Raw genomic sequence first — 23249 nt, 5'->3', positions numbered from 1 at the left:
AAATTAATCCGGTCATGCGTATTTTAATCAGTTTATTGTGCTTGAGTCTAGTGAGTTGCGATAAAAAAACTACAGACACTACAGATACTTCTATTGCTTCTATACTTCCTGTGGAAAATACCTTAGCAACAGAAAAAGAACTTTCCGAAGAGTTTAAGAACTATTGGTATGCCGGTAAAGCCGAAATCACCTCGTACGCATTAGAACAGGTACGTTATGGGGAGCTTCGCAAAGGAACAGCTGCATTGATCTATGTGACTGAAGATTTTTTGCCCGACATTCAGGTAAAAGCGAATCAAAAGAGCGCATCTACCGTATCCGTGCTCAAACTAAATGCAACTAAAAAATTCAATACCGGGATTTATCCTTATTCGATTATGCAAAGTACCTTTTATCCTGTTTCTGACAATCAACACGCGCTAAAAATAAGCAGCTCCATACAGGAATGGTGCGGACAGGTATATGCTCAATTGAATACTAAAGAAAAATTCGAAATTTTATCGCATTCCTATTTTCAAGGTGAAGCGGATCAAACGTTTTCTTTGAAAAAAACTATCCTAGAAAACGAACTATGGACAAAGCTTCGTATAGCTCCGAACGACATGCCACAAGGCGAATTATTTATCATTCCATCTTTTGAATATTGCAGGTTATTTCACAAAGAGATACAGCCTTATTCTGCAAACGCAAAAATAGAAAAGCAACAAGATTTTAGCACGTATACCATTACATACCCCGAACTCAGCAGAAGTTTAGCTATTACTTTTTCCAACAAATTTCCATATGAAATTGAATCCTGGACTGAACGGTATAGCTTAACTGATACTACAGATGCATTAGTAACCAAAGCTACGCGTTTAAAAACTATAACTTCAGATTATTGGAGTAAAAACGGTACACGGCATGATGCCTTGCGAGACACCCTTAAATTAAATTAAAACTATAAGTAGACACGCTATGAAAATGACAGAAATAGAGATAAAAAGTGCTTTAAAAGACTTGAAAGAATGGGAATATCATGAAAATGCAATTCACACAACCTTCGAGTTTAACGATTTTAAGGATGCCTTTTCTGTGATGACGCGCATCGCTTTTGAAGCAGAAGCACAAAATCATCATCCTGATTGGTCAAATGTGTATAATAAATTGATGATTACTCTTACAACACATGATGCCGGTGGTATTACAACAAAAGATATACAATTAGCTAAAACGATAGATCAAATTATTGAGGGCGACGAGTAAGCGGTATTTCTGAAAATATAGCTCCAAAAAAGTGGCTTTTAAAATCATAGAGCAGAGTTTGTTAAAAAAGGGCATTCTGCTTATGTTTGTAACACAAATTAAAATTTAGCATATGGGAAGAGCTTTTGAATTTAGAAAAGCACGAAAAATGAAACGATGGTCTGCAATGGCCAAAGCATTTACACGTATAGGTAAGGATATCGTAATGGCGGTGAAAGAAGGCGGACCTGATCCTGATTCTAATTCAAAATTGCGTGCTGTTATTCAAAATGCCAAGGCAGTAAATATGCCAAAGGATAACGTAGAACGTGCTATCAAAAGAGCTTCAGACAAAGATCAGGGCGATTACAAAGAAGTGCTTTTTGAAGGCTATGCACCGCATGGTATTGCTATCTTGGTAGAAACAGCTACCGATAATAATAATCGTACTGTTGCCAATATACGTTCTTATTTTAATAAATGTGACGGAAACTTAGGTACTTCCGGTTCGGTAGAATTTATGTTTGACCACACTTGTAATTTCAGAGTTGCCGGTGAGGGAATCGATCCTGAAGAATTAGAGCTTGAGTTTATCGATTTTGGTGCAGAGGAAGTTTTTCAGGATGATGACGGAATTTTAATTTATGCCCCTTTTGAAAGTTTTGGTGCTATTCAGAAAGAATTAGAACGTAGGGAGATTGAAATTTTATCTTCCGGATTTGAAAGAATTCCGCAGGTGACCAAAAAACTAACCGAAGAGCAAGCAGCTGATGTCGAGAAACTCCTTGAGAAGATTGAAGAAGACGAAGACGTTCAAAATGTCTACCATACCATGGAAGAATCAGCATAACGCTATATCCTATAAAGTTAAAAGCGCGGAATCCAATTGGTTCCGCGCTTTTTTTTTATTTTTAAATAATATTACTTATTATTTTGGATCAAAACTATAGGCTTTAACTTTTCCTTGTACCCCTTCAAAAAACTTATACATCGTAGTTAAGTCTTCTTCCATATCACCGGTTGGATAATACGGTTTTGAAATATGATTTTGTTTCTTTTCAAAATCAAAGGTGACCATAATGATTGGTACATTTGCCGCTTTGGCTATAAAATAAAAACCCGTTTTCCATTCAGTTACCTTTTTTCGGGTTCCTTCGGGTGCTAAGGTTAAACGAAGTTCATCCCGCTTCTCAAATTCTTTAGCTATTGCTTCCACCTTATTTTGTCCCGGAGTTCGATCCAATGCAATCCCTCCTACTTTTCTAAAATATAATCCCAGTGGCCATCTGAATAATTCTTTTTTGGCCATAAAACTAATTTTTATTCCGCAGATCTGCCGTAATAAAAGGCCTATATAAAAATCATGCCAGCTGGTATGTGGTACTGCAATTACAACACATTTCTTAACAGTATCAGCACTAAAATCTCCAATGATTTTCCACCCCAATATTTTATGATAAATAAATGATGAGATTTTCTGCATATGGTGTAGTCTTCTTATTTTTTAGTTTAAAGCTTTCGGTAAATTGCTTTAAGAACATCGGCATTCACTTTATCCTTCCAATCTGCACCTAATGCATTTTCCCACAGAGGATCAAGACTTAAAGCTACAGCGGTCATGGTATCAAGTTGTTCTTCAGTTACATCAGCACATATGCCCGTAGGTAAGGTAATATTGTGTACTTTTTTCATTTCTTTAAAAAGCGCCACTCCTTCCGGATAGTATGCATCTAATTTATCAAAAACGATGCAATTACCGATTCCGTGTTTGGTTCCTAAAACATAAGCGAGACCATAACTCATGGCATGCGCAACACCTACTTGAGAATAGGCAATACTCATACCGCCGTGCCAAGAAGCCATCATCAATTTTGCATCAGCATCATTTTTATCCAATGATCCATCTAAAAAAATCTCTTTACATAAATCTAACGCTTTCTCTCCATAACTCTGGCTAAAAGCGTTGAGATAAGTACCGTTTAAAGATTCTACACAATGAATATAACAATCCATTCCTGTATAAAACCATTGATCATTTGGTACGTTCTCAATCAATTCAGGATCTAAAATTACCTGATCAAAGGGCGTATAATCTGAGTTAATCCCTAGTTTACGATCCGGACCTGTAAGTACGGTCGTACGAGAGACTTCTGCCCCTGTTCCTGATATTGTAGGCACACCCACATGATAGACTGCTTTGTTCTTAACCAAGTCCCAGCCTTGATAATCTGCGGCACTTCCCGGGTTAGACAACATAATGGATACAGCTTTGGCTAAATCCAACACCGATCCACCACCGATACCGATAATACCGCTAGGTAGAATATATTTATCCTTAATTTCTTGAACCAGAGTATCTACTTGTGATGTTTTTGGTTCCTCTTTAGTAGAAACGTAGATTATTTTGTCTCCATTTTTAAGGGCTAAACGATCTTCGATAAAAGCCATGTTGTTCTTAAAAACATCATCGACTAAAAACACAAATGGTGACAAGCCTTTCCGTTCTGTTGCCAGAATACTGTCGATTTGGTTAAAGGACCCATTCCCGAAGACTACGCGAGGTACCATCGGAAAGTTCTTATGTGTAGCTATAGTAGCACACGGTTGAGTGGTAGTTGTTGTACTCAAAAGATTTTCTTTTTTAATAATTCGTTTTGCTTTTTCTAAATCTTCTGGGGTATCGATTTCTACACCTTCATGGTGTGTTATTACCATTTTAATATTTTTACCGTATTCCAAATAGCGAATACATTCCACCTTTTCTGAGGCTTCAAGGGTTCGCATAGGAAGCTTATAAAAATCTAAAATAGCTTCTTTTCTAAAGGCATAAATACCTTTATGTTTATAATATGTTGTGTCTACTTCTTTATCACGAGGGTATGGTATGGGTGCTCTTGAAAAATAAAGCGCATAATTATCCTTATCCACTATTACTTTTACACTATTAGGATTTAAGATATCATCCCACTCAGTCATCGGTTTCATCACGCTGGCCAAATCAATACGATCAGCATCTTCTCCATGAAATACATTAAGTACTTTTTCCAGACTTTCCCGATCTGTAAAAGGTTCGTCACCCTGAACGTTCACCACAATATCAACATCCATATCAGCTACCGCTTCAGCAATACGATCACTCCCACATTCATGTTCTTTTATACTCATGATAGCTTGACCGCCATTGGTGGTAATTTCGTCAAAAATGATCTTACTATCGGTAACCACATACACCGCCTCAAAGAGTTCTGATCGGACAGCTGCCTGATAGGTGCGAAGAATTACAGAGGTTCCTTCTAAATCTTTCATTAACTTACCGGGGAATCGGGTAGCCGCAAACCGAGCCGGAATCATGGCAATGGTTCTGAGTTTATTTTTGTTCACTAGTTTTGCTTTTTATACCGCCAAAAATAAGGTATTTATTTGAGTATTTTGGGCTTTTATCCCTTGTTTCTTGTAATTCAACGAGCCTATAACTTATTGATTGGTGTACATTCCTGCTCTACATGAACTATCTCCATAATGCAGTTGTATTACCTTTTTCCACAAAGTATTCATCTTTAAAACCTATGAGATAAAGTTTTTGTTTTGCACGGGTAACCGCAGTATACAGCCAACGCAAATAGTCTTTGGATACACCATCAGGTAAATATGGCTGCTCTATAAATACCTGGTCCCATTGACCACCCTGTGATTTATGACAGGTAACGGCATAGGAAAATTTAACCTGTAGCCCGTTAAAGAACTTATTATTTTTGACGCCTAGAAACTTCTTGTATTTTGAACTTTCATTTTCATAATCCTTCAGTACCTCCTGATACAAGCGATTGGATTCTTCGTAGGTAAGCGAAGGTGTTTCCGTTGTCAACGTGTCCAAAATAAGTACTGTCTCAAACGGTTGTTGATCCGGATAATCCACCATACTCACTTTTACTTCCGCAAAGCGAAAACCATACAACTCTTTAATCGCAAAGATTTCTAATATTTTAATAATATCTCCGTTGGCAATAAATCCTGCTTCACTTTTAGTATCCAGCCAATAGTAGTTATTCTTAACGACCATCAAGTAATCTCCGGAAGACAATTCCTCTTCCTGAAACAGAATACGTGTTCTGATTTGCTGATTATACAGATTGGCTCTTTTATTAGAACGCAAAATAATTACAGATTCTTCATGGCCCGAGTTCGCATACGCATCATTTAGTGCATCCATAATCTCATGCCCATCGATCAAACGTACAATATCCGGGAATCCTGCAATTTCAAACTGAAAAGAATCATAAAATCCATCGTTGAGTGCCTCTCGTAATCGCGTAGCATTCATTAAAATACCACTATCCTCTGCCTGTCGTACTACTTCGTCTAATTCGATTTGCGTTACCTCTTTATTAAATCCAAGGGATAAGGTATCCGGATCCAATGCCGGACTCACCTCTAATTTGACCGGGGGTAACTGCGCTGTATCTCCGATAAATAATATTTTACAATTGTGTCCTGAGTATACATATAGCATTAAATCATCCAACAACGAACCGTTTTCAAACAATTTACTATCAGTAGCTGTGTCCGAAATCATCGAAGCTTCATCAACAATAAAGACAGTATTACGACTTTTATTTTGTTTCAGTTGAAAGGCTAATCCCCCACTACCCGTCTTTTTAGGATAGTAAATATTGCGATGAATCGTCTGAGCCTGCCTGCCAGAATAGTTGCTAATCACTTTTGCAGCACGACCTGTAGGGGCTAATAATACCGCATTGAGCTTTGCTTTCCACAGATTTTTGACCACTGTACCTATTAAGGTTGTTTTTCCGGTTCCAGCATACCCTTTTAACAAAAACAGCGCATCTTTGGTGCCTGTGAGTAAAAAAGAAGCTAGCTTTTGAAGAACAATATCCTGTTTTAGAGTGGGTTCGAAAGGGAAATCTTTTTTTAATTCTTGATAAAATTCTGTTTCCCGCATTGAATTTTTATGAGTGATTGGTTCTTGTTTCAATTAATAAATCAAAGATACTAATGATTTTTTGGCTATAAACTTTTACGATTGAAAAAAAATTGTAGATTTGCGTATACACTAATGTTTAAAAGCTATATCATAAAATGAAAATTGTTATTCAATTAGTTCTATGGGTGGTTATCGGATTTTTAGGATACTTGGTATTCAATTCGATTAATGGTCCTGTAAAGTTCAATAAAATTAAACAGGCGAGATACGCTAAAGCAATTGAAAATCTAAAAGATATTCGAAATGCTGAACTGGCTCATAAAACTGTTGTTGGTAAGTTCCAGAAAGATCCTGCCAAATTAATCGCTTTTGTAGACACGGCTAAATTTACGTTGACGCAACGTAGAGATTCAAGTTTTATTCGTTACAACAAAGTATTACGAATTGATGAGCCAAAAGATACGGTAGTGGTGGATACCCTTGGGTACGCTTCTGTTAGAGATTCATTATTTGGTGGTACAGATCGTTATAAAAATATGATGAAAGTTCCTGTTGAGGGTACTGATGCGATGTACGAGCTTAACGCTGGTTACCTTAACAAAAATGGTTTAAACATCGCTGTTTTTGAGGCTAAGGTTTCTAAAGATGTGCTTTTACACGATCAGGATAGAGATCTTGTTCTTCAAGAAAAAGAAGTACGTTCTGCTGATGGTGTTAATGGACCTTATTTATCTGTAGGTTCTATGGAAGAAGTTAATACAACTGGTAACTGGCCAAAGACCTATGGCGCAAACGATCAATAAGATAACAGACGATACAGTCTATACATTGTCCATTCAGGTTAGCCTGAATGGACTTTCTTTTTGTTGCAAAAACAGCGATAACGAGGTTTTAACACTGGTGTCAAAAAGCTTTGACATGCAACTTTCTCCAGAACTGGTGTTAGACAAAATCAAGGGATATTTTGACGAGTTAGAGGAATTGCAGGCAGATTTTAAGACCATTGAAGTAATTTATCAAAATGATCTTTACACACTGGTTCCCGCTCCTTTATTTGATGAAGGAATGCTCAAGGAGTATCTAAGTACTAATATAAAGGTATTGGATACTGATTTTATCGCTTTTGATGAACTGCCACAACGTGATATGGTAATTGTATATGTGCCGTATGCTAATATCAATAATTACTTTTTTGAGAACTTTGGTAGTTTTACCTATAAGCACTCCACCACTATTTTGGTTGATACCTTATCTGGTTATGAAAAGCATGCGACAACGCAACGTATCTATGTTAATATCCATACAGTATCCTTTGATTGCATTGCTTTTGAAAAAGGAAAGCTGCTATTGTGTAATACCTTTAGCTGCGAGTCAAAAGAGGATTTTTTGTATTATCTTATGTTTGTTGTAGAACAACTCAGTTTTAATCCGGAAGTTTTTGAATTAATCTTTTTGGGCACTATTACCAAAGACGACCCATATTATTTAATAGCTTATCAATACATCCGTCATTTAAGCGTAGGTACTCCTGATAATAAGGCTAAAATTCTAAATACTACTGATAGTACTCCACATCATTATTTCACTTTATTAAATTATTAGTCTATGCGTATTATCTCGGGAATGTATAAAGGAAGACGTTTACAAGCACCAAAAAAGTTACCTGTACGTCCTACGACAGATATGTCAAAAGAAGCCTTGTTCAATATTATCAATAATACCTATACATTTTCTCAACTCACCGTATTGGACTTATTTGCCGGTACCGGCAATATAAGTTATGAGTTTGGTTCTCGCGGAACCAAGCAAATCACGGCTGTAGATGCACATTATGGTTGTGTAGGGTATATAAAAAAAACCGCTGAAGAACTGGAATTACCAATCCAAACCATAAAAAGTGATGTCTATGCCTATTTGGAAAAAGTGAAGCAACAAGCGGATTTAATTTTTGCAGATCCACCCTATGATTTTGCTACTGAGCAATTTATCAAAATTGCCGAATTGGTTTTTCAAAATGAACTTTTACTCGATGATGGCGTATTAATTATCGAACACTCAAAGCATACAGATCTTAGTGCTTCTCCGCATTTTAGCCAAGCCCGAAAATATGGAGGTTCTGTGTTTAGCTTTTTTAAAAAATAGGGTTTTAGGTAGGTGTTTTAAAAGGAAACCTATTTTAGATAATATTATTGTTTGTAATCTCAAATCTTTACCGTTACTCATCACAGTCTAGTCGTTACTTTGTATTTTTCACTGTTTTAATAGCGCCTGAGTAACAAACTAGCTTCAATGAGATTATTTAGTCAAGCGTTTCCTAGCTATTTCTGGATTTCTACTGGTATGCAAAACTCCAAAAATTACAATTTGCTTTAATTCCTCTTCTACTAGATAAAAGATTGCGTATGGAAAACGAGTTACTAAGGATTTTCGTAACTCTCTATATTTCAACTGATATTGTTCTGGGTGTTATACTATATAATCTATCTCTTTTTCAACTTCAGTTTTGAATTCTGCGGCTAAGCTTTCATTTTCATCTTTGTACCATTTTTTAGCCTTGTTGAGATCTACACGTACAATTGGAAGTAATTTAATTGTATAGCTTATTACCTACCAATCATCCCGCTGCCGCTAGTCTGTGACTAGTGGTATCATTATTTAACTTCACCAAACATAGATAAAAAAACGATACCATAGCCTTTACTTGCCCCCGCTGCCGCTAATCTGTGACTAGTGGTATCATTATTCAACTTCTCCAAACATAGATAAAAAAACGATATAATAAATGTTACTTACTATCATATATACTATTTGTGAACTGCAAATCTCTACTACAATTAGTCGTAGATTAAGGTATTAATTGACAGCACTCGTTACAAACGAGCGCTAGCGAGCTTTTAAACTATTTTACAATTAACACTACAAATCGACTTTTGCACAAATTACAACCATTAAACTAGCCTGCGCTTAATAACATTGGTAGCGTTTGTTACATGTCCCATACAAATATTGCGTTCAACCCGTATCTGTTGTATATCTCTTTTTGCTATATTGCTATTGAAAATTTTATTGATACGATAAAATGAATAGAATTATCGTCTAATCTTTTAAAACCAATTTATATGAAGTCTATTTTTTTAGAATTATCTGAAATGAAAACTATTTCAAAAGCTGGTCAAGCTAAAATTAAAGGAGGAAATCCAGATCCAATTGGTGGTGATGGTGGTGGCGGATCCGGCGGCGGTGGTAGCAGTTCTAATACTGGTATTTGCTATGAAAATGGGAACAGTGTAAGAGTTCCTTGCGATCAGTATTGTAGCGATGGTACACAACCAATTTGTGGGTTTTAGTGCTTTAATTAAAGTAAAAAATACATGAAATAAATACGATTAAGGTCTGGCCTCAAACACCAGACCTTTTATTTTTTAAAAATAAGAAAAACGAGCTTTACTCCTACTTTAGCCCCTTTCACCTTTTTGTTATAATCATCTTATTATGAAATATTTAACGTATTGAATTAAGTTTTTATACGTATATTCATAATCGTAAATAGTATAGATAAATAGCTTACAATTTTGATATCTATATTTTACAATCACTTCCCAATCGCTATAGAACTTTGGTTACTCTAAGCATGGATATTCATAGGAATGAATTTCCTGATAGTATCTTATAACCAGATGAATTCTAACACTTCAAATGTCATACTATTCTTTATCATCTTTCCTATGTTTTTTTATGGGTGTAAAACTTCCGAAAAACAATCTTCTGCAACCACATCAGTCTTACCCATAGCTACAATGAATTTTCAGGACACAATCACCACTACCAAATTAAACGGTGATAAAACGATGAAATTAGTTGTAAAAGAAGTGCGTAAGCAAGGTGATCCAGCAGCACATTTCGCATACAGCGTTTTTAATACTACGGATCAAACACTGCTCAAGCAAGGAACTTTTAGAGGAGAACTCGTGACTTGGAACGACAAAAACTCTCTCAAATTAATTCCTTATGTGGGAATAGAACAAAAACCTTCTTCTGACAATCCTGAAGACTTTCTGAAATCCAAAAATAAAAATCAAACAGATATAATAATTATTAAACTGGATACTTTATGACACGCAAATTTTACTTTCTCAGGCTTATTACAATTTTTTCCTTTGCTGCACTTCTTTCGTGCAATCAATCAGAACAGCAGGAAATAACTGCTCCGGAACCGATTAAGGTTCTTGAACAAAAGAAAAAAAAGAAAGACCACAATTCAATAAAAGGAATTGAAATTATAGCCGAATATCAGGCTAATTTAATGAAACCGATAGATGCCGTCGAGTCTACTTATAAGGACGGTTACTTAATGACCGAACATCAAAAAGCTTTGAAAAAAGCTGCAAATAATACGCTGAGAAGTTCGGTATCTAATGTCACATGGAAAGAACGAGGTCCAGTCAACGTCCCCGGTAGAATACGACGCGTGGTGGCTGCTCCCAACAATAGCGACAGATGGTATATAGGTACTGTTGGCGGTGGTATCTGGGTAACAGATGATGCCGGAAATACATTCAAAAATCTTACTGATTATAAAATTCCTAGTTTATCAACATCTACAATTGCCATTAGTCAGGTATGTCCGGAAACTGTCTATGTGGGTACAGGAGAACCTTTTGGTAATCTGGATGCTGTTGGCGGAATTGGTTTATTAAAATCCAATGATGCCGGTAATTCATGGAACTACCTTGAAAATACTAAGGATTTTGGAGGAATCGGCCGACTCGCTGTGAATCCTCAAAACTGTAACAATCTGATCGTAGCTAGTAATAATGGTGTGTATGTGACTCAAGATGGTGGCCTAACTTTTAATCAAACATATAATGGCGGGAATGTACAGGATCTAGATTATGCTCCGGGAAATTTTAATATACAGTATGCAGGAGTTAATGGTGTGGGAGTGATCAAAAGTGTGGACGGAGGTTTAAGCTGGAACCTTGTGTTTGACAAAGCTAACTACAATCCAAACCATCAACGTTTCGAATTAGATATATCACCAGTGGATCCCAATGTTGTATATCTTTCGGTATACACCCCGGGGGGAGCTGCTACAGTAGCGGTAAACACCGATTTTTATGTTTCGCAAGATGCCGGTAACAGTTTTCAGCTTTTAGGGTTCAATGGAAATCCTGCCGCTGCTAATTTAATTACTGGTCAAGGTTGGTACGACAATATTATTACAGCACATCCTTTTGATAAGAATATCTTTTATGCCGGCGGAGTTGTCATGTATAAGGTAACCATCACAGGAAGTCCTAAAAGGGGTGCCGCCTTTACCTTTGAGCCTATAGCCGCAGGTTATAATAACGAACTCAATGATTATGTACATGTGGATCAACATAGCCTATTTTTTCAGATAGATGAAGCTGAAAAAAAATTCAGACTTATCTTAGGAAATGACGGTGGGGTATATTCGACTGATTACTTAAGCGATCCTGGAACTACAGAAGGAGACTGGTCGCAAGCTGCATTTGGTCTAAATAACACTCAATTTTACGGAGCTGATAAACGTAATGGAGCTGACGATTATATTGCCGGAGCACAGGACAACGGGACGTGGATATCTTTTACGGGCGGGACGGCAGATGAAGCCACCTCATACCTGAGAGCAATTGGCGGAGACGGATTCGAAAGTCTTTGGAATTATAATGATCCCAATAAGTTCATAGGTGGATCACAATATAATGGTTATGTGAGATATGTGAACGGAAGAGGGTTCAATGCGAGACATCCGGAATCAGGAGCAGGCACTTCTCCATTTTACACAAAAATAGTAAGCTCTACTAACAATCCTGATGTGTTATTTAGTGTGTCAATTAGCGGAATATGGAGATCTACTGATTTTGCTGAAACTTGGAATCTTACAGCAATACCCTCAGCATACAATCCTGGTTCCAATGCCACCAGTGCGTTAGATGCATCTGTATCTGTTGCGAATCCAGATATTGTTTGGGCTGGTAGCGCCATGACTGAAAGCGGAAGCTTTGCATTACATGTATCAAAAGACAACGGAAGTACCTTCGAAAAAACAAACACTTTCGTAGACCCAAGACCGGATCGGTCTCATAATTATTTTATGGCAGGATTAGAAACCTCTCCTACCAATGAAAATAGAGCCTATGCCCTATTTGGTGGTCAGGGAGCTGCAAAGGTTCTTAAAACTGAAGATTTAGGTCAGACATGGGAAGATATTTCAGGTTTTTCATTGGGTGAAGATAGAGGCTTCCCGGATGTTTCTATTCATAGTATGATAGAAATGCCATATGATGAAAATGTGATTTGGGTAGGAACCGATATTGGTATTTTTGAAACCAGTGACGGAGGTTTGAACTGGTCGCTTTTAACAGGTATACCGGCAGTTTCTATTTGGCAAATGAAAATAGTAAATGACCAGGTCATCTTAGCCACTCATGGTCGGGGTGTATGGTCTGCTAAAATTTCGGAACTTTCCGGATATGAGCCACCCACCTACTTTGCACCTCCTGTGATTGTTACAGCTAAGCAAGAAGCTATAGAAAACAAGAATATTTTTGCAAAATATCGACAGGTTAATGCCGATGTTACTGCGGTAAAGGTGTATCTAGATGGTGAAGAGGTTGCCGAAATTACAGAAAATACAGAACAGGGAGCTGAAGGAAGCTATGTCTTTGAGGATCTGAGTGAAGGCTTACACACTATAGGCTTTCAGGCGATTGGTTCAGACGAAATGAGCTCCATAATATCATCAGCTGATGTAAACGTAGTAGCCTTTGCGTCTCCCGCAGAAGAAGTAGTCATCAATACCTTCACTCCGGACGATGTATACACATTTAATAACGAATTTGTAATAAATACGGTCGGCAGTACCGTAAGCCAAGATGTCCTTAATAATGCAGATCATAATTATCAGGACAGCAGACAATATAGAACTATTTTAAAACGACCTATTACGGTTACTGCTAGTTCTGCAAATTTTAGATATGAGGATGTTGCTTTAACCGAGTTCAACCCAAATCCGGGTGCATTTTATGACTATGTAACTATTGAGGCTACCAAAGATTTAGAAACCTGGGTGGAACTGGATAAGTATGATGCAGAACGCTTTCCTGAATGGACAGAAGCTTATGAATCCAGTCCGACACCTACTATTAACGATGACTTATTTAAAGAGCAAACATTGAATTTATTGGATTATTTTGCTGTAGACGATGTAATTGCTATCCGATTTAGATTGGTTTCTGATCCTTTATTTAATTCCTTCGGATGGGCGATTCGTTCCATAAATGCAGAGAATGAACCAGAAATTGTGGTTGAAGAAGTACCGGACTTCAAGAATGCGGAAGTTGTGGTATATCCTACGATTTCAAGAGGAGAAATTTTTATTCGTTCCAATCAAACGATGAAAAACAGTATGGTAGAAATTTTTAATCTTGGCGGAATCAGTATGTTTTCTAAAAACATGTCGCTATACGATTCATCTGAAGTACCCCTAACTTTAGGCAATCTAAATCGTGGCATCTATTTAATTAAAATTACTTCAGGTACGTATACGAGTACCAAACGTATTATTCTAATGTAGTATAACAAGTTTTAAAATTAACAGAAATTGAAGAACAGCTGTCTCAAAAGACAGCTGTTCTTTGTTTATCTGTATAGAGAAATAAATTATTAGTAGCTAAATATAGTTAAGCCAGTAATATTCTTATATCAAGCCACCTCTTCTCCGGCAGATGCCTCCCAGATCATAAACCATTCCTGGTCACTTAATACAATCGCTTGTGCATCAACTGCTGACTTAATTCTGTCAATCTTTGTTGAACCTACTATAGGCAATATCCTAGCAGGATGCTTCAGTAACCAGGCGATTAAAATCTGATCAACTGTTGCGTTATGGCTATCAGCCAGACGTTCAGCCACATTATATACACGTGACACACGTTCGTCTTTCTCTTTAGCAAAAAAACTTCCGCCAGCTAATACAGAATATGCCATGGGCTGTAACTGCTTCTGTACACATTGATCTAACGTCCCATCAATAAAAGGATTTAACTGTAAAGCAGATATTTCTATCTGATTAGTAACTAAGGGAAAAAGCGAGTTGAGCATCTCAAATTGACTCGGAGTAAAATTTGAAACGCCAAAATGTAATACTTTGCCTTCCTTTTGTAATTGATTAAACGCTTCAGCAATTGCATGAGTATCCATAATTGGGCTGGGCCTGTGAATTAACAGCACATCAATAAAATCAGTGTGTAGATTTTTTAATGACTGCTCCACAGACTCGATTATATATGCTTTTGACAACGCATAGTGCTTTATCGAATTTTCAGGTCGGTTGGGAGTCATTAATTGAATTCCGCATTTGGTAATCAGCTGCATATTCTCTCGTAGCGCTGGATTTTCCTTCAGTACCTGTCCAAATAGTTTTTCGGTAGTATAATGTCCGTAAATATCTGCATGATCAAAGGTGGTTACCCCAAGATCAAGACAGCCTTCAATCAATTTTTGGGTATCAATAACTGAGAGATTTGCTCCCCACTCGCCCCAGTACATACATCCCGATATAATTTTTGATGTTGTTAACGCCCTCATTTACTTTGTTTATATGTTTAGTAGATAATCGCGTCGTAAATAAGTCGTTGTATTTCTGAGCGAATATCATTTGAAATTAATTTTCTATTGGTAGCATCCGGAAAAGTACGATTGCTCAAAAATACATACACAATCTCTTGTTCAGGATCTGCCCAAGTAAAAGTACCGGTAAATCCACTATGCCCAAAACTCGTCATAGAGATACAGCCACAGGTCGGACCAACATCACCTAATTGGGGTTTGTCAAAGCCAATACCGCGTCGTACATCGTCATCGCAGTAATAACAGGTATTAAACTCCTCGAGGGTTTCTTTTTTAATAAATGTTTTCCCTCCATAGGAACCTCCATTCAAATACATCTGCATTATTTTTGCGACATCATTGGCATTTGCAAAAAGCCCTGCATGACCTCCTATTCCACCAAACATAGCCGCCCCTTGATCATGGACATACCCTTGAATCACTTGTTTCCTGAAAAACTGATCGTCCTCGGTTGGAACTATACGGTTTTCATCGAATTTATTAAGCGGTAAGTATCCGGTGTTAGAAGCACCTAAAGGTTTGTAAAAGTGCTGTAAGGTTAAAGCGTCCAGAGAATTTCCGTAATGATTCTCTATAAAATTTTTAATCATATAGTAGGGCAAATCACTGTACTTGTAGCGTAAGCGATCTCTCAAATCACTATCGCGTATCTGAAGCATCAAGGAATCTTTCATATCGCTTCGTAAAAACAATTGATTCGCAACCTTTATATTAAATTGCTCTGAAGGTTTATTCCTGTAGTACTTGGCAGAAGGCTTTGAGGTAACCGAGTCTAAAGTTTGCAGATAAAAAGGAATCCAGGCACGCAATTTTGCATAATGGGATAACATCGATCGCAAAGTTATATGTTCTTTATTAGATTCTTTAAAAGAAGGCAGCATCTCACCTATTCTGGTGCCTAAAGAGATCACTCCCTTATCTTTTAACTCCATAGTAAGTGGTAGCGTAGCCAGAATTTTAGTAAGCGAGGCTAAATCATAAATATCCGAAGATTTGACTTCGCGCTTTTTGTTATAAGTGTGATAACCATAGCTCTTATTGAAAATTACTTTTCCTTTTCGTGCAACAATCAGTTGAGCTCCCGGCGTCATATTATTGGACAACGCATAGTCCATTATCGAATCTATTTTATTCAGCTTATACGAATTTACCCCCACTCGTTCAGGAACACCATAGGATAAACGTTGCAATGCTTTTGTGTGAATACCGGTACCTGCCGGATACTCTTTACCAACTCCAACCGGTAGTTTACCGTTTGCCTCAATACTACCAAATAAAATTTGTGCCGCTTTTTGCTGAGCGATATCGCTATTTTGATACGCCATAACAATACCTTCAAAATTTGTAGTTGTTTGAAGATCTAACATGGCATAAGGCCTTGAGAATAGAGTCAGCACCGTGGTATTAAGCCGAGCAATTTCATATAGCCAAACCAATTCTTTGTCCTTAAACTTATATTCTTTCCACGGAGAAGCATTTGATTTATGGTAACCCACAACGACATAATTGTACTCGCGCAACTGAATCAAAATATCACTTAATAAACTTCCTGTTATTACATCAACCTGCGCATACTTATTCATCTCCTCAACAAATGCATCTCCCGTATCATCGCCTAAAGCGACGTATGCTATCTTTTTTAAATCCAAATTTTTGACAGGTAGAATCGCTCGGTCATTTTTTACTACCGTAATAGCATTTTCAAAGAGTTCCTCTTGTAAAACCTTATTATGAACGGTGTTTAGCTCTTCATATAAGTAATGTGTATCAATCGGCGTATACTTATTTAATCCTACTTTATACTTGGCGTATAATATTTTTTTAACCGAATGAGAAAGACGTTGTTCGCTTATCTGACCGGCATAATAGGCTGAAACCATTTTTTGAGTCGCTAACGGAACGTTTTCTGAAATCAGTAACACATCATTACCTGCCAGAAAGGCTGCCAAATCAATATCACCGGGTTCTTTAAAATCTGAAGCTCCCTTCATATTGAGCGCATCGGTAAAAATTAAACCTTCAAAACCAAGACTATCTTTTAACAGATCACTCACGATACGTTCTGAAATAGAAGAAGGAAAATTAGATCTTCTTTCCAGACTTGGTACATTAAGGTGTGCTACCATAACGCTCGACAATCCTTTTTGTATTAGTCTGCGGTAGGGATACAATTCTATACTATCAATACGTGCCGCATCAAAATTGATTGTCGGTAAGGTTTTATGCGAATCACTATCGGTATCTCCGTGACCAGGAAAATGTTTGGCGCTGGCCAAAACACCTTCTTTTTGCATACCACGCATAAAGGCTAAAGATTTTTGGGTCACATTATTTTTAGTTTCACCAAACGATCGATTCCCGATAATTGGATTTGCCGGATTTGTATTGATATCCACGACCGGTGCAAAATTTATATGCACTCCCAAACGTTTGCAGTGTTCGGCAATTTGTTGTCCGGTTTTTTCAATTAGTTTATTATCCTGAATAGCACCCAACGTCATATTCCACGGAAATGCATGCGTGGAATCCAGACGCATGGCCAACCCCCATTCTGCATCCATAGCTACCATTAAGGGTATTCTTGAGAGTGCCTGATATTCATTAGTGAGCTTAGCTTGTCGCTGGGGACCGCCTTTTGAAAAGATGAGACCTCCAATATGGTACTCTGAGATAAGCTGTTTTATTTTGTCTGTTTTCTCTTTGGGATCAGATGAGAAAACATCAACCATAAAAAGTTGACCAATCTTCTCTTTTAGATTCATGGTATTATAGACACTGTCCACCCATTGCTTTTGTTGCTTATAATCCGTTGTATACAATGGATTTTGGCTCTGTGCATTGAGGATGAAACTAAAAAAACAAATTAAAAGTGTTAGGTACTTTTTTATGCTATGCATAAATATTATAATTCTATTTTATTTTATAAAACGACTATGCCAACTATCTTTAGCGGGAACTTCCCAGTTTTCAAGATATTCTGCCTTATTGGTTACCAAATTATTAAAAACGACCGTATTTGCGGAAACCGAACGGTTTTTGGCCATTTTTTTAAAATCTGTTAAGGGCTTATAGGCTACAAACTCCCCTTGCTTATAAGAAACATTCATTTTATCTAATAAATCCACGTTATACGTATCCTGTAATTCTAAAATGAAACGTACCGAAGCATCGATTGAACATCCTGTTGCTGCATTTATATCCTGATCAAGACCAATGATAATGAAGCGCTTATATTTTATCTCATAGCCGGCATTCAGATCAGCCCCATGAGCCGTCCAATCCGTCAAAAACTGATCTAACTTTTGTTGTATCTCGCTCAACTCTTGTTCAGAGAACGAACGGTTAGCTTGATAAATCCATATTCTTGCGCTTTCCGGAAGCGCATTAAATTCTACTAGCATTTATTATTTTTTTACTAAGGTAACTAAATCTCACTTTCTTTATTGTACAAAAAAGAGTTAATATGATCTTCATATTAACTCTTTTAACGCTTTATTATATTTACGAAAGAAATCTATTACAAATCCTGAGCGTTTGCAATGAGTTCTGCTATATCCAGCACCTCTACTTCTGCTTCCTTCTCTTTACTTTTGACACCATCAGTCATCATCGTATTGCAAAACGGACATCCTGCTGCAATAATATCCGGTTTAAGCTCCATTGCCTCTTCAGTACGTTCGATATTTACATCTTTATTACCAGGCTCAGGCTCCTTAAACATTTGTGCTCCTCCTGCTCCGCAACATAAACCTTTTTTCTTGCAACGTTTCATTTCGACTAATTCCACTTCGAGTTTACGTAATAAATCTCGGGGTGCTTCATAGACGCCATTGGCTCTACCCAAATAGCAGGGATCGTGAAACGTAATACGTTTTCCTTTAAATTTACCGCCTTCTACCGTCAATCTACCTTCGTCGAGTAGTGATTTTAAAAATTGTGTATGATGCATTACTTCGTACGCTCCACCTAAAGAAGGATATTCATTCTTTATGGTATTAAAACAATGCGGACAAGCAGTAACTACTTTTTTAATTTCATACGCATTCATTACTTCTATGTTAGTAACCGCTTGCATCTGAAATAGAAATTCATTTCCGGCTCTCTTAGCAGGATCTCCGGTGCAGCTCTCCTCTGTTCCCAATACAGCAAAATCAACGTTGGCATTATGCAATAATTTCACAAAAGCCTTTGTTATTTTCTTTGCCCGATCATCAAAACTTCCGGCACAACCTACCCAAAATAATACTTCAGGTTTTTTACCTGCAGCCATATACTCTGCCATCGTTGGCACCTTAATTGTTTCGCTCATAGTAGTAACTATTTATATGAAATTAGCTGTACTAACTTCGTATTCAATTCGTTTTTATTCTTTAATCGTGTTTTCCGTCATCAAAAACCTCTATGGTAACTACACGTTCTACCAACTCGGTAAATTTACCGGTATAGCGTGTTGCTTTCACCAAGTGATTATCGATCCAGTGATAGTTCCCGCCTCTGGGTTTTCCCATCAAAAGACTGTGATATTTAAAACCATGCTTTTTTAGCCAGGTTTCAGTAACTTCTCTATGATCTTCGGTTCTAGACGTAAAAAAACAAATAATATGTCCTTCTTCAAACCAATTATTGAGTGTTACTAATGCATCAGGAAAGGGCTTACAAGTAACCATACGTTCCGGTTCTTCATTAGGAACATCCTCGGTTATAGTACCATCAATATCAATAAGATAATTTTTAATACCTTCTGGCAATACTGGACTTATATGCTCTCCTTCTTCAACTTTGTCATGTAATATTTTTTCTACATCTTTCTGGTTCATAATCTTGGGTTTGTGGTGATTTTTGGTATTGGTTATAAAATTATTTTTCCTGGCTCCAGTTCATACGGTCCATTTGGTTAAATGGCCAAGGTGCTCCGTTATTTTCTACATTTGACATCATAACGTTGAGATCCGATGGTGCAGCACTTTCTTCCATCACCAAATATTGTCTCATATCAATGATAATAGACAAAGGATCGATACCAATCGGACAAGCTTCTACGCAGGCATTACAACTAGTACATGCCCATAGTTCCTCTGGTGTTATATAATCATTTAGCAACCGCTTTTCATCAGCAACAAAACTGCCATTCTTATCAATATTTTTACCTACTTCTTCCAATCGATCCCGTGTATCCATCATGATCTTACGCGGAGATAATTTTTTACCTGTAATATTTGCAGGACATTCACTTGTACAGCGTCCGCACTCGGTACAGGTGTAGGCATTGAGCAACTGCACCCAATTTAAGTCTGTTACATCGGCTGCACCAAATTTCTCCGGTTCCCCTTCTTCTCCTTCGGTTTCCGGAGCTGCGGCAAATGGATCTGCACTTGGATCCATCATCAATTTTACTTCTTGTGTTACCGCATCAAGATTCTTAAACTGTCCTTTTGGCTTCAGATTTGCAAAATACGTATTAGGAAAAGCTAATAATATATGTAAGTGTTTTGAAAAATATAAGTAGTTCAAAAAGATTAAAATTCCCAAGATGTGTAACCACCAAGCTGTGCGTTCTAAGATTATCAAACTTGACATTGACATTCCGTCAAACAAGGGTGTTATAAAAGAACTTATTGGGAAAGATCCAGCTTTTACATAATGCTCAGCCCCAAGGTTTTGAAGTTGCAAATCTGCAGCATTCATCGTTAAAAACAGCACCATTAAAACGACTTCGAAATATAAAATTATGTTCGCATCGTTTTTTGGCCATCCTTCCATCTCATTGGCCCAGAATCTTCTGATTTTAGAAATATTTCTTCGTGTCCAAAAGATGATAACTCCTACAAGTACCAAAAATGCAAGTATCTCAAAGGATGCAATTAGAAAATCATAAAATCCACCTAAGAAAGAGAATATACGGTGTGTCCCGGCGATACCGTCGATGATTATTTCTAAAACCTCAATATTGATAATAATAAATCCTACATATACAATTACGTGCAAAATTCCGGCGATCGGACGACGTACCATCTTTGATTGCCCTAAAGCTATCATCGCCATGTTTTTAAAACGTTCGGATTTGTTGTCAGAACGATTGATATCTCTACCCAATCTGATATTACGTATGATTTTACGAATATTATTAGAGAAAAAACCGATTCCCGCCAAAAGCGCGATTACAAATAAAATATTAGGAATGTACTGCATAGTTAATTAGTTTATTGAATCTCCTGGTTGCTCATAAGGTTCACTTTTTTTACCGAAAACTGAAATATGGACGTATCGCTTTGGATTGAGACGTAAATCCTCCAGCAACAATTCTAATTGTTTAGTGGTGCGCTCTAAGTTATCGTATAATTTGTCATCTTTAATCAATTTACCAATAGTTCCCTGGTCAAGCTTGCTAACAGTAGCATTGATATTGTTAAGCATGGTCTCCACATCGGTGGCTAATTTATCCACGTCTACTTTAGATAAATTGGTAGTAAACTGGTTAAGATCTGTAGACATTTCATCCAGATTGGTGAAGGTACGATTCAGCTTTTCTTCGTTTCCGGAAAGGATATTTTTAAGAGACCCCGAAGCTCCTTTAAAATTACTAACGGTAACGCTTAGATCACTTACCAATGAATTTATGTTATCTTGTGTTTTTGGTGAGAGAATACCATTAACGGATGTTAATACAGAATCTGCACTTACGATAGCTACTTCTAACTTTTCCTGAAGTGGTGTCAAACGATCATTCACCAATTCAAGAAGTCCTTCTTCAACCCTTCCCGGTAGCGTATCCTGATCTTTTGCTTCGAGCCCTTTTTCATATTTAGGAATGATTGCCAAGGATTTACCTCCGATAAGTCCGCCGCCATAAACTTTGGCCAAACTGTTACGAGAAAATTCAAATTCACTATCCACATTAAATTCAACAACCAAGCTTCCCTTCGAATTAGCAAAATCAATAGAAACGACTTTACCTACCACAAGACCATTTATTGTAACCGGTGAAGAAGGAATTAACCCTTCTACATTATCATAGATGGCATAAAATGTACGATCGTTTTCTAAAAGATTCTTTCCTTTAAGAAAACTATATCCAAAAATCAGAAGCGCTATAGCAGATACAGCTAAGATTCCTGTTTTAACTTCACGAGTAAATTTCAAAATAAATTTGTTTTAGCGGCAAATTTAGAATAAAAATTATACTTCTACTGATTATTACTAAAGCTTTTAACAGTATTTATTTAGATTAATTCGAAGAAGTGTTGACTTTCAAAGCTTCAGCTAACGGAATCATTTTTTCATTTTTAAAAGCAACCACAAAACTTGAGGTATATCCTTTGCCAACAGCAATATTTTTAAGTTCCTGAATCTCTTTATAATCAGAGGTTTGTCCAAAATAGTATTTGTAAATTGCATCAGAATGCTCTTTACTTAACTCATCCAACCCTTTAAAATTATAAGGTTTCAATTCGATATCACTGGATCCGGCAGCAATTTGAACTTTAAAAGTGACGCCTTCGTACAACTCTTTTTCTCCACTATCCTGAGCAGCATCCGAACTTAAAAAATCTTTCGTATCCGGAAAATTATAAATAGCATCCAGACTTTCCTTATAATCTACCACAGAGGTGATAATCGAAGCAGCCATCTCTTGTTGCCCTTTTTCAGAATTAAGGTAGCGTCCTTCCTGATCATTGGTTAGGAACCCTAGCTCAATCAGTACGCTTGGCATATATGTTTGGTGCAGTACGACAAATCCTGCTTGTTTCACACCTCTACTCTTACGTGCCAGGCGTTTTTTAAATCGATTCTGAACAAAGCTAGCTAACGTAAGACTCTGCTCCAGATACTCCTCCTGCATTAAAGTGAGTCCAATAATGGATTCAGGCGAATTGGGATCAAAACCATCATAGTTTGCTTGATAATTGTCCTCTAAAAGGATTACGGAGTTTTCATTCTTTGCAACATTAAAATTCTCATCATTCGCGTGCAATCCTAATACAAAGGTCTCGGTTCCCAGTGCTTGAGAACGGTGGGAGTTACAGTGTACAGACACAAAAAGATCTGCTTTGGCATCATTTGCAATTTTGCCGCGCTCATGCAATTCTATAAATTTATCAGTTTTGCGGGTGTACACTACTTTGAACCGATCGTCCTTTTCTAGCGCCTCCCCGATACGCAATACTACGTTAAGCGCTATATCTTTTTCACTATAACCATTGCCACGATTCCCCGAATCATGACCGCCATGACCCGCATCTAATACAACTACAAATTTCTTTTTATCATTGGGCAACTCGTTATATGTTGTAAACGAAAGACTTACCCCTATAACAACTAATAAAACCGATACTACATACAATCTTTTCATCTTCAATTTTTCTTCAATCTTCGACAAATTTGAAACATTTACTATTACTATTCGTTACTTTTGACATAGCCTTAAGAT

Annotated in this window: 19 protein-coding genes and 2 pseudogenes; 9 read left to right on the top strand and 12 right to left on the bottom strand. The window is 37.1% G+C overall.

All coding sequences use genetic code 11. The features are described from left to right. The first annotated feature begins 14 nt into the window (after positions 1-14). From ACJRPK_RS05520 to ACJRPK_RS05510, 3 genes are all read left to right on the top strand, one after another. Positions 15-938 (top strand): septum formation inhibitor Maf, encoded by a 924-nt coding sequence (locus ACJRPK_RS05520; RefSeq protein WP_407138864.1) that lies wholly within the window; start codon positions 15-17, stop codon positions 936-938. Positions 939-957: 19 nt separating this feature from the next. Then, positions 958-1245, top strand: coding sequence for a 4a-hydroxytetrahydrobiopterin dehydratase (locus ACJRPK_RS05515; protein WP_407138863.1), 288 nt, complete (start codon positions 958-960; stop codon positions 1243-1245). A 112-nt stretch (positions 1246-1357) separates the two neighbouring features. Then, the gene (locus ACJRPK_RS05510; RefSeq protein WP_407138862.1) at positions 1358-2074 is read left to right on the top strand and encodes a YebC/PmpR family DNA-binding transcriptional regulator; all 717 of its coding nucleotides are present in this window, start codon (positions 1358-1360) and stop codon (positions 2072-2074) included. 78 nt (positions 2075-2152) lie between these two features. On the opposite strand, the gene ACJRPK_RS05505 is transcribed toward ACJRPK_RS05510, so the two are convergent. The 4 genes and pseudogenes from ACJRPK_RS05505 to ACJRPK_RS05490 all read right to left on the bottom strand — a co-directional run bounded on the left by ACJRPK_RS05505 (position 2153) and on the right by ACJRPK_RS05490 (position 6184). Beyond that, a complete protein-coding gene (locus ACJRPK_RS05505; RefSeq protein WP_407138861.1) occupies positions 2153-2707 on the bottom strand; it encodes a 1-acyl-sn-glycerol-3-phosphate acyltransferase in 555 nt (184 codons plus the stop codon). A 26-nt stretch (positions 2708-2733) separates the two neighbouring features. After that, positions 2734-3771 (bottom strand): annotated as a pseudogene (locus tag ACJRPK_RS05500) (iron-containing alcohol dehydrogenase family protein); the annotation flags it as partial. A 93-nt stretch (positions 3772-3864) separates the two neighbouring features. Next, positions 3865-4575: pseudogene (gene kdsB / locus ACJRPK_RS05495) on the bottom strand (3-deoxy-manno-octulosonate cytidylyltransferase); the annotation flags it as partial. Positions 4576-4732: 157 nt separating this feature from the next. Next, entirely contained in the window at positions 4733-6184 is a 1452-nt protein-coding gene (locus ACJRPK_RS05490; protein ID WP_407138860.1) for an ATP-dependent RecD-like DNA helicase, read from the bottom strand. Positions 6185-6321: 137 nt separating this feature from the next. On the opposite strand from ACJRPK_RS05490, the gene ACJRPK_RS05485 reads away from it, so the two are divergent. The 6 genes from ACJRPK_RS05485 to ACJRPK_RS05460 all read left to right on the top strand — a co-directional run bounded on the left by ACJRPK_RS05485 (position 6322) and on the right by ACJRPK_RS05460 (position 13766). Further along, complete coding sequence (locus tag ACJRPK_RS05485; RefSeq protein WP_407138859.1) at positions 6322-6969, top strand: hypothetical protein; 648 nt, start codon at positions 6322-6324, stop codon at positions 6967-6969. Next, entirely contained in the window at positions 6950-7768 is an 819-nt protein-coding gene (locus tag ACJRPK_RS05480) for a DUF3822 family protein (RefSeq protein WP_407138858.1), read from the top strand. The genes ACJRPK_RS05485 and ACJRPK_RS05480 overlap by 20 nt, the downstream gene beginning before the upstream one ends. Positions 7769-7771: 3 nt before the next feature. After that, on the top strand, positions 7772-8308 hold the full coding sequence (locus ACJRPK_RS05475) for an RsmD family RNA methyltransferase (protein WP_407138857.1): 537 nt from the start codon (positions 7772-7774) through the stop codon (positions 8306-8308). Positions 8309-9285: 977 nt separating this feature from the next. Next, complete coding sequence (locus ACJRPK_RS05470; protein WP_407138856.1) at positions 9286-9513, top strand: hypothetical protein; 228 nt, start codon at positions 9286-9288, stop codon at positions 9511-9513. 330 nt (positions 9514-9843) lie between these two features. Then, positions 9844-10281, top strand: a complete 438-nt coding sequence (locus ACJRPK_RS05465; RefSeq protein WP_407138855.1) for a hypothetical protein — start codon at positions 9844-9846, stop codon at positions 10279-10281. After that, entirely contained in the window at positions 10278-13766 is a 3489-nt protein-coding gene (locus tag ACJRPK_RS05460; RefSeq protein ID WP_407138854.1) for a T9SS type A sorting domain-containing protein, read from the top strand. Before ACJRPK_RS05465 ends, ACJRPK_RS05460 begins: the two co-directional genes overlap by 4 nt. A 128-nt stretch (positions 13767-13894) precedes the next feature. On the opposite strand, the gene ACJRPK_RS05455 is transcribed toward ACJRPK_RS05460, so the two are convergent. The 8 genes from ACJRPK_RS05455 to ACJRPK_RS05420 form a co-directional block, all read right to left on the bottom strand. Further along, positions 13895-14779: an aldo/keto reductase family oxidoreductase gene (locus tag ACJRPK_RS05455; protein ID WP_407138853.1), complete on the bottom strand. Its 885-nt coding sequence runs from the start codon at positions 14777-14779 to the stop codon at positions 13895-13897. Between the two features lie 17 nt (positions 14780-14796). After that, positions 14797-17718, bottom strand: a complete 2922-nt coding sequence (locus tag ACJRPK_RS05450; protein WP_407138852.1) for a glycoside hydrolase family 3 N-terminal domain-containing protein — start codon at positions 17716-17718, stop codon at positions 14797-14799. Between the two features lie 18 nt (positions 17719-17736). Next, a complete protein-coding gene (locus ACJRPK_RS05445; protein WP_148783436.1) occupies positions 17737-18222 on the bottom strand; it encodes an ABC transporter ATPase in 486 nt (161 codons plus the stop codon). A 116-nt stretch (positions 18223-18338) separates the two neighbouring features. Further along, entirely contained in the window at positions 18339-19130 is a 792-nt protein-coding gene (locus tag ACJRPK_RS05440) for a (Fe-S)-binding protein (RefSeq protein ID WP_407138851.1), read from the bottom strand. Positions 19131-19191: 61 nt separating this feature from the next. After that, positions 19192-19638 (bottom strand): phosphoheptose isomerase, encoded by a 447-nt coding sequence (locus ACJRPK_RS05435; protein WP_407138850.1) that lies wholly within the window; start codon positions 19636-19638, stop codon positions 19192-19194. A gap of 40 nt (positions 19639-19678) precedes the next feature. Then, positions 19679-21010, bottom strand: coding sequence for a 4Fe-4S dicluster domain-containing protein (locus tag ACJRPK_RS05430; RefSeq protein ID WP_407138849.1), 1332 nt, complete (start codon positions 21008-21010; stop codon positions 19679-19681). 6 nt (positions 21011-21016) lie between these two features. After that, positions 21017-21961 carry an MlaD family protein gene (locus ACJRPK_RS05425; RefSeq protein WP_407138848.1) on the bottom strand — a complete coding sequence of 315 codons (945 nt, stop codon included), beginning with the start codon at positions 21959-21961 and terminating at the stop codon, positions 21017-21019. A gap of 85 nt (positions 21962-22046) precedes the next feature. Next, positions 22047-23171, bottom strand: coding sequence for an N-acetylmuramoyl-L-alanine amidase (locus ACJRPK_RS05420; protein ID WP_407138847.1), 1125 nt, complete (start codon positions 23169-23171; stop codon positions 22047-22049). Positions 23172-23249: the final 78 nt, after the last annotated feature.

Origin of the sequence: Aquimarina sp. 2-A2 (assembly GCF_045505135.1) — a bacterium.
Taxonomy (GTDB): Bacteria; Bacteroidota; Bacteroidia; order Flavobacteriales; family Flavobacteriaceae; genus Aquimarina; species Aquimarina intermedia.
The sequence above is the reverse complement of the archived record's forward strand: the minus strand, read 5'-3'. Positions and strand labels throughout refer to the sequence as shown.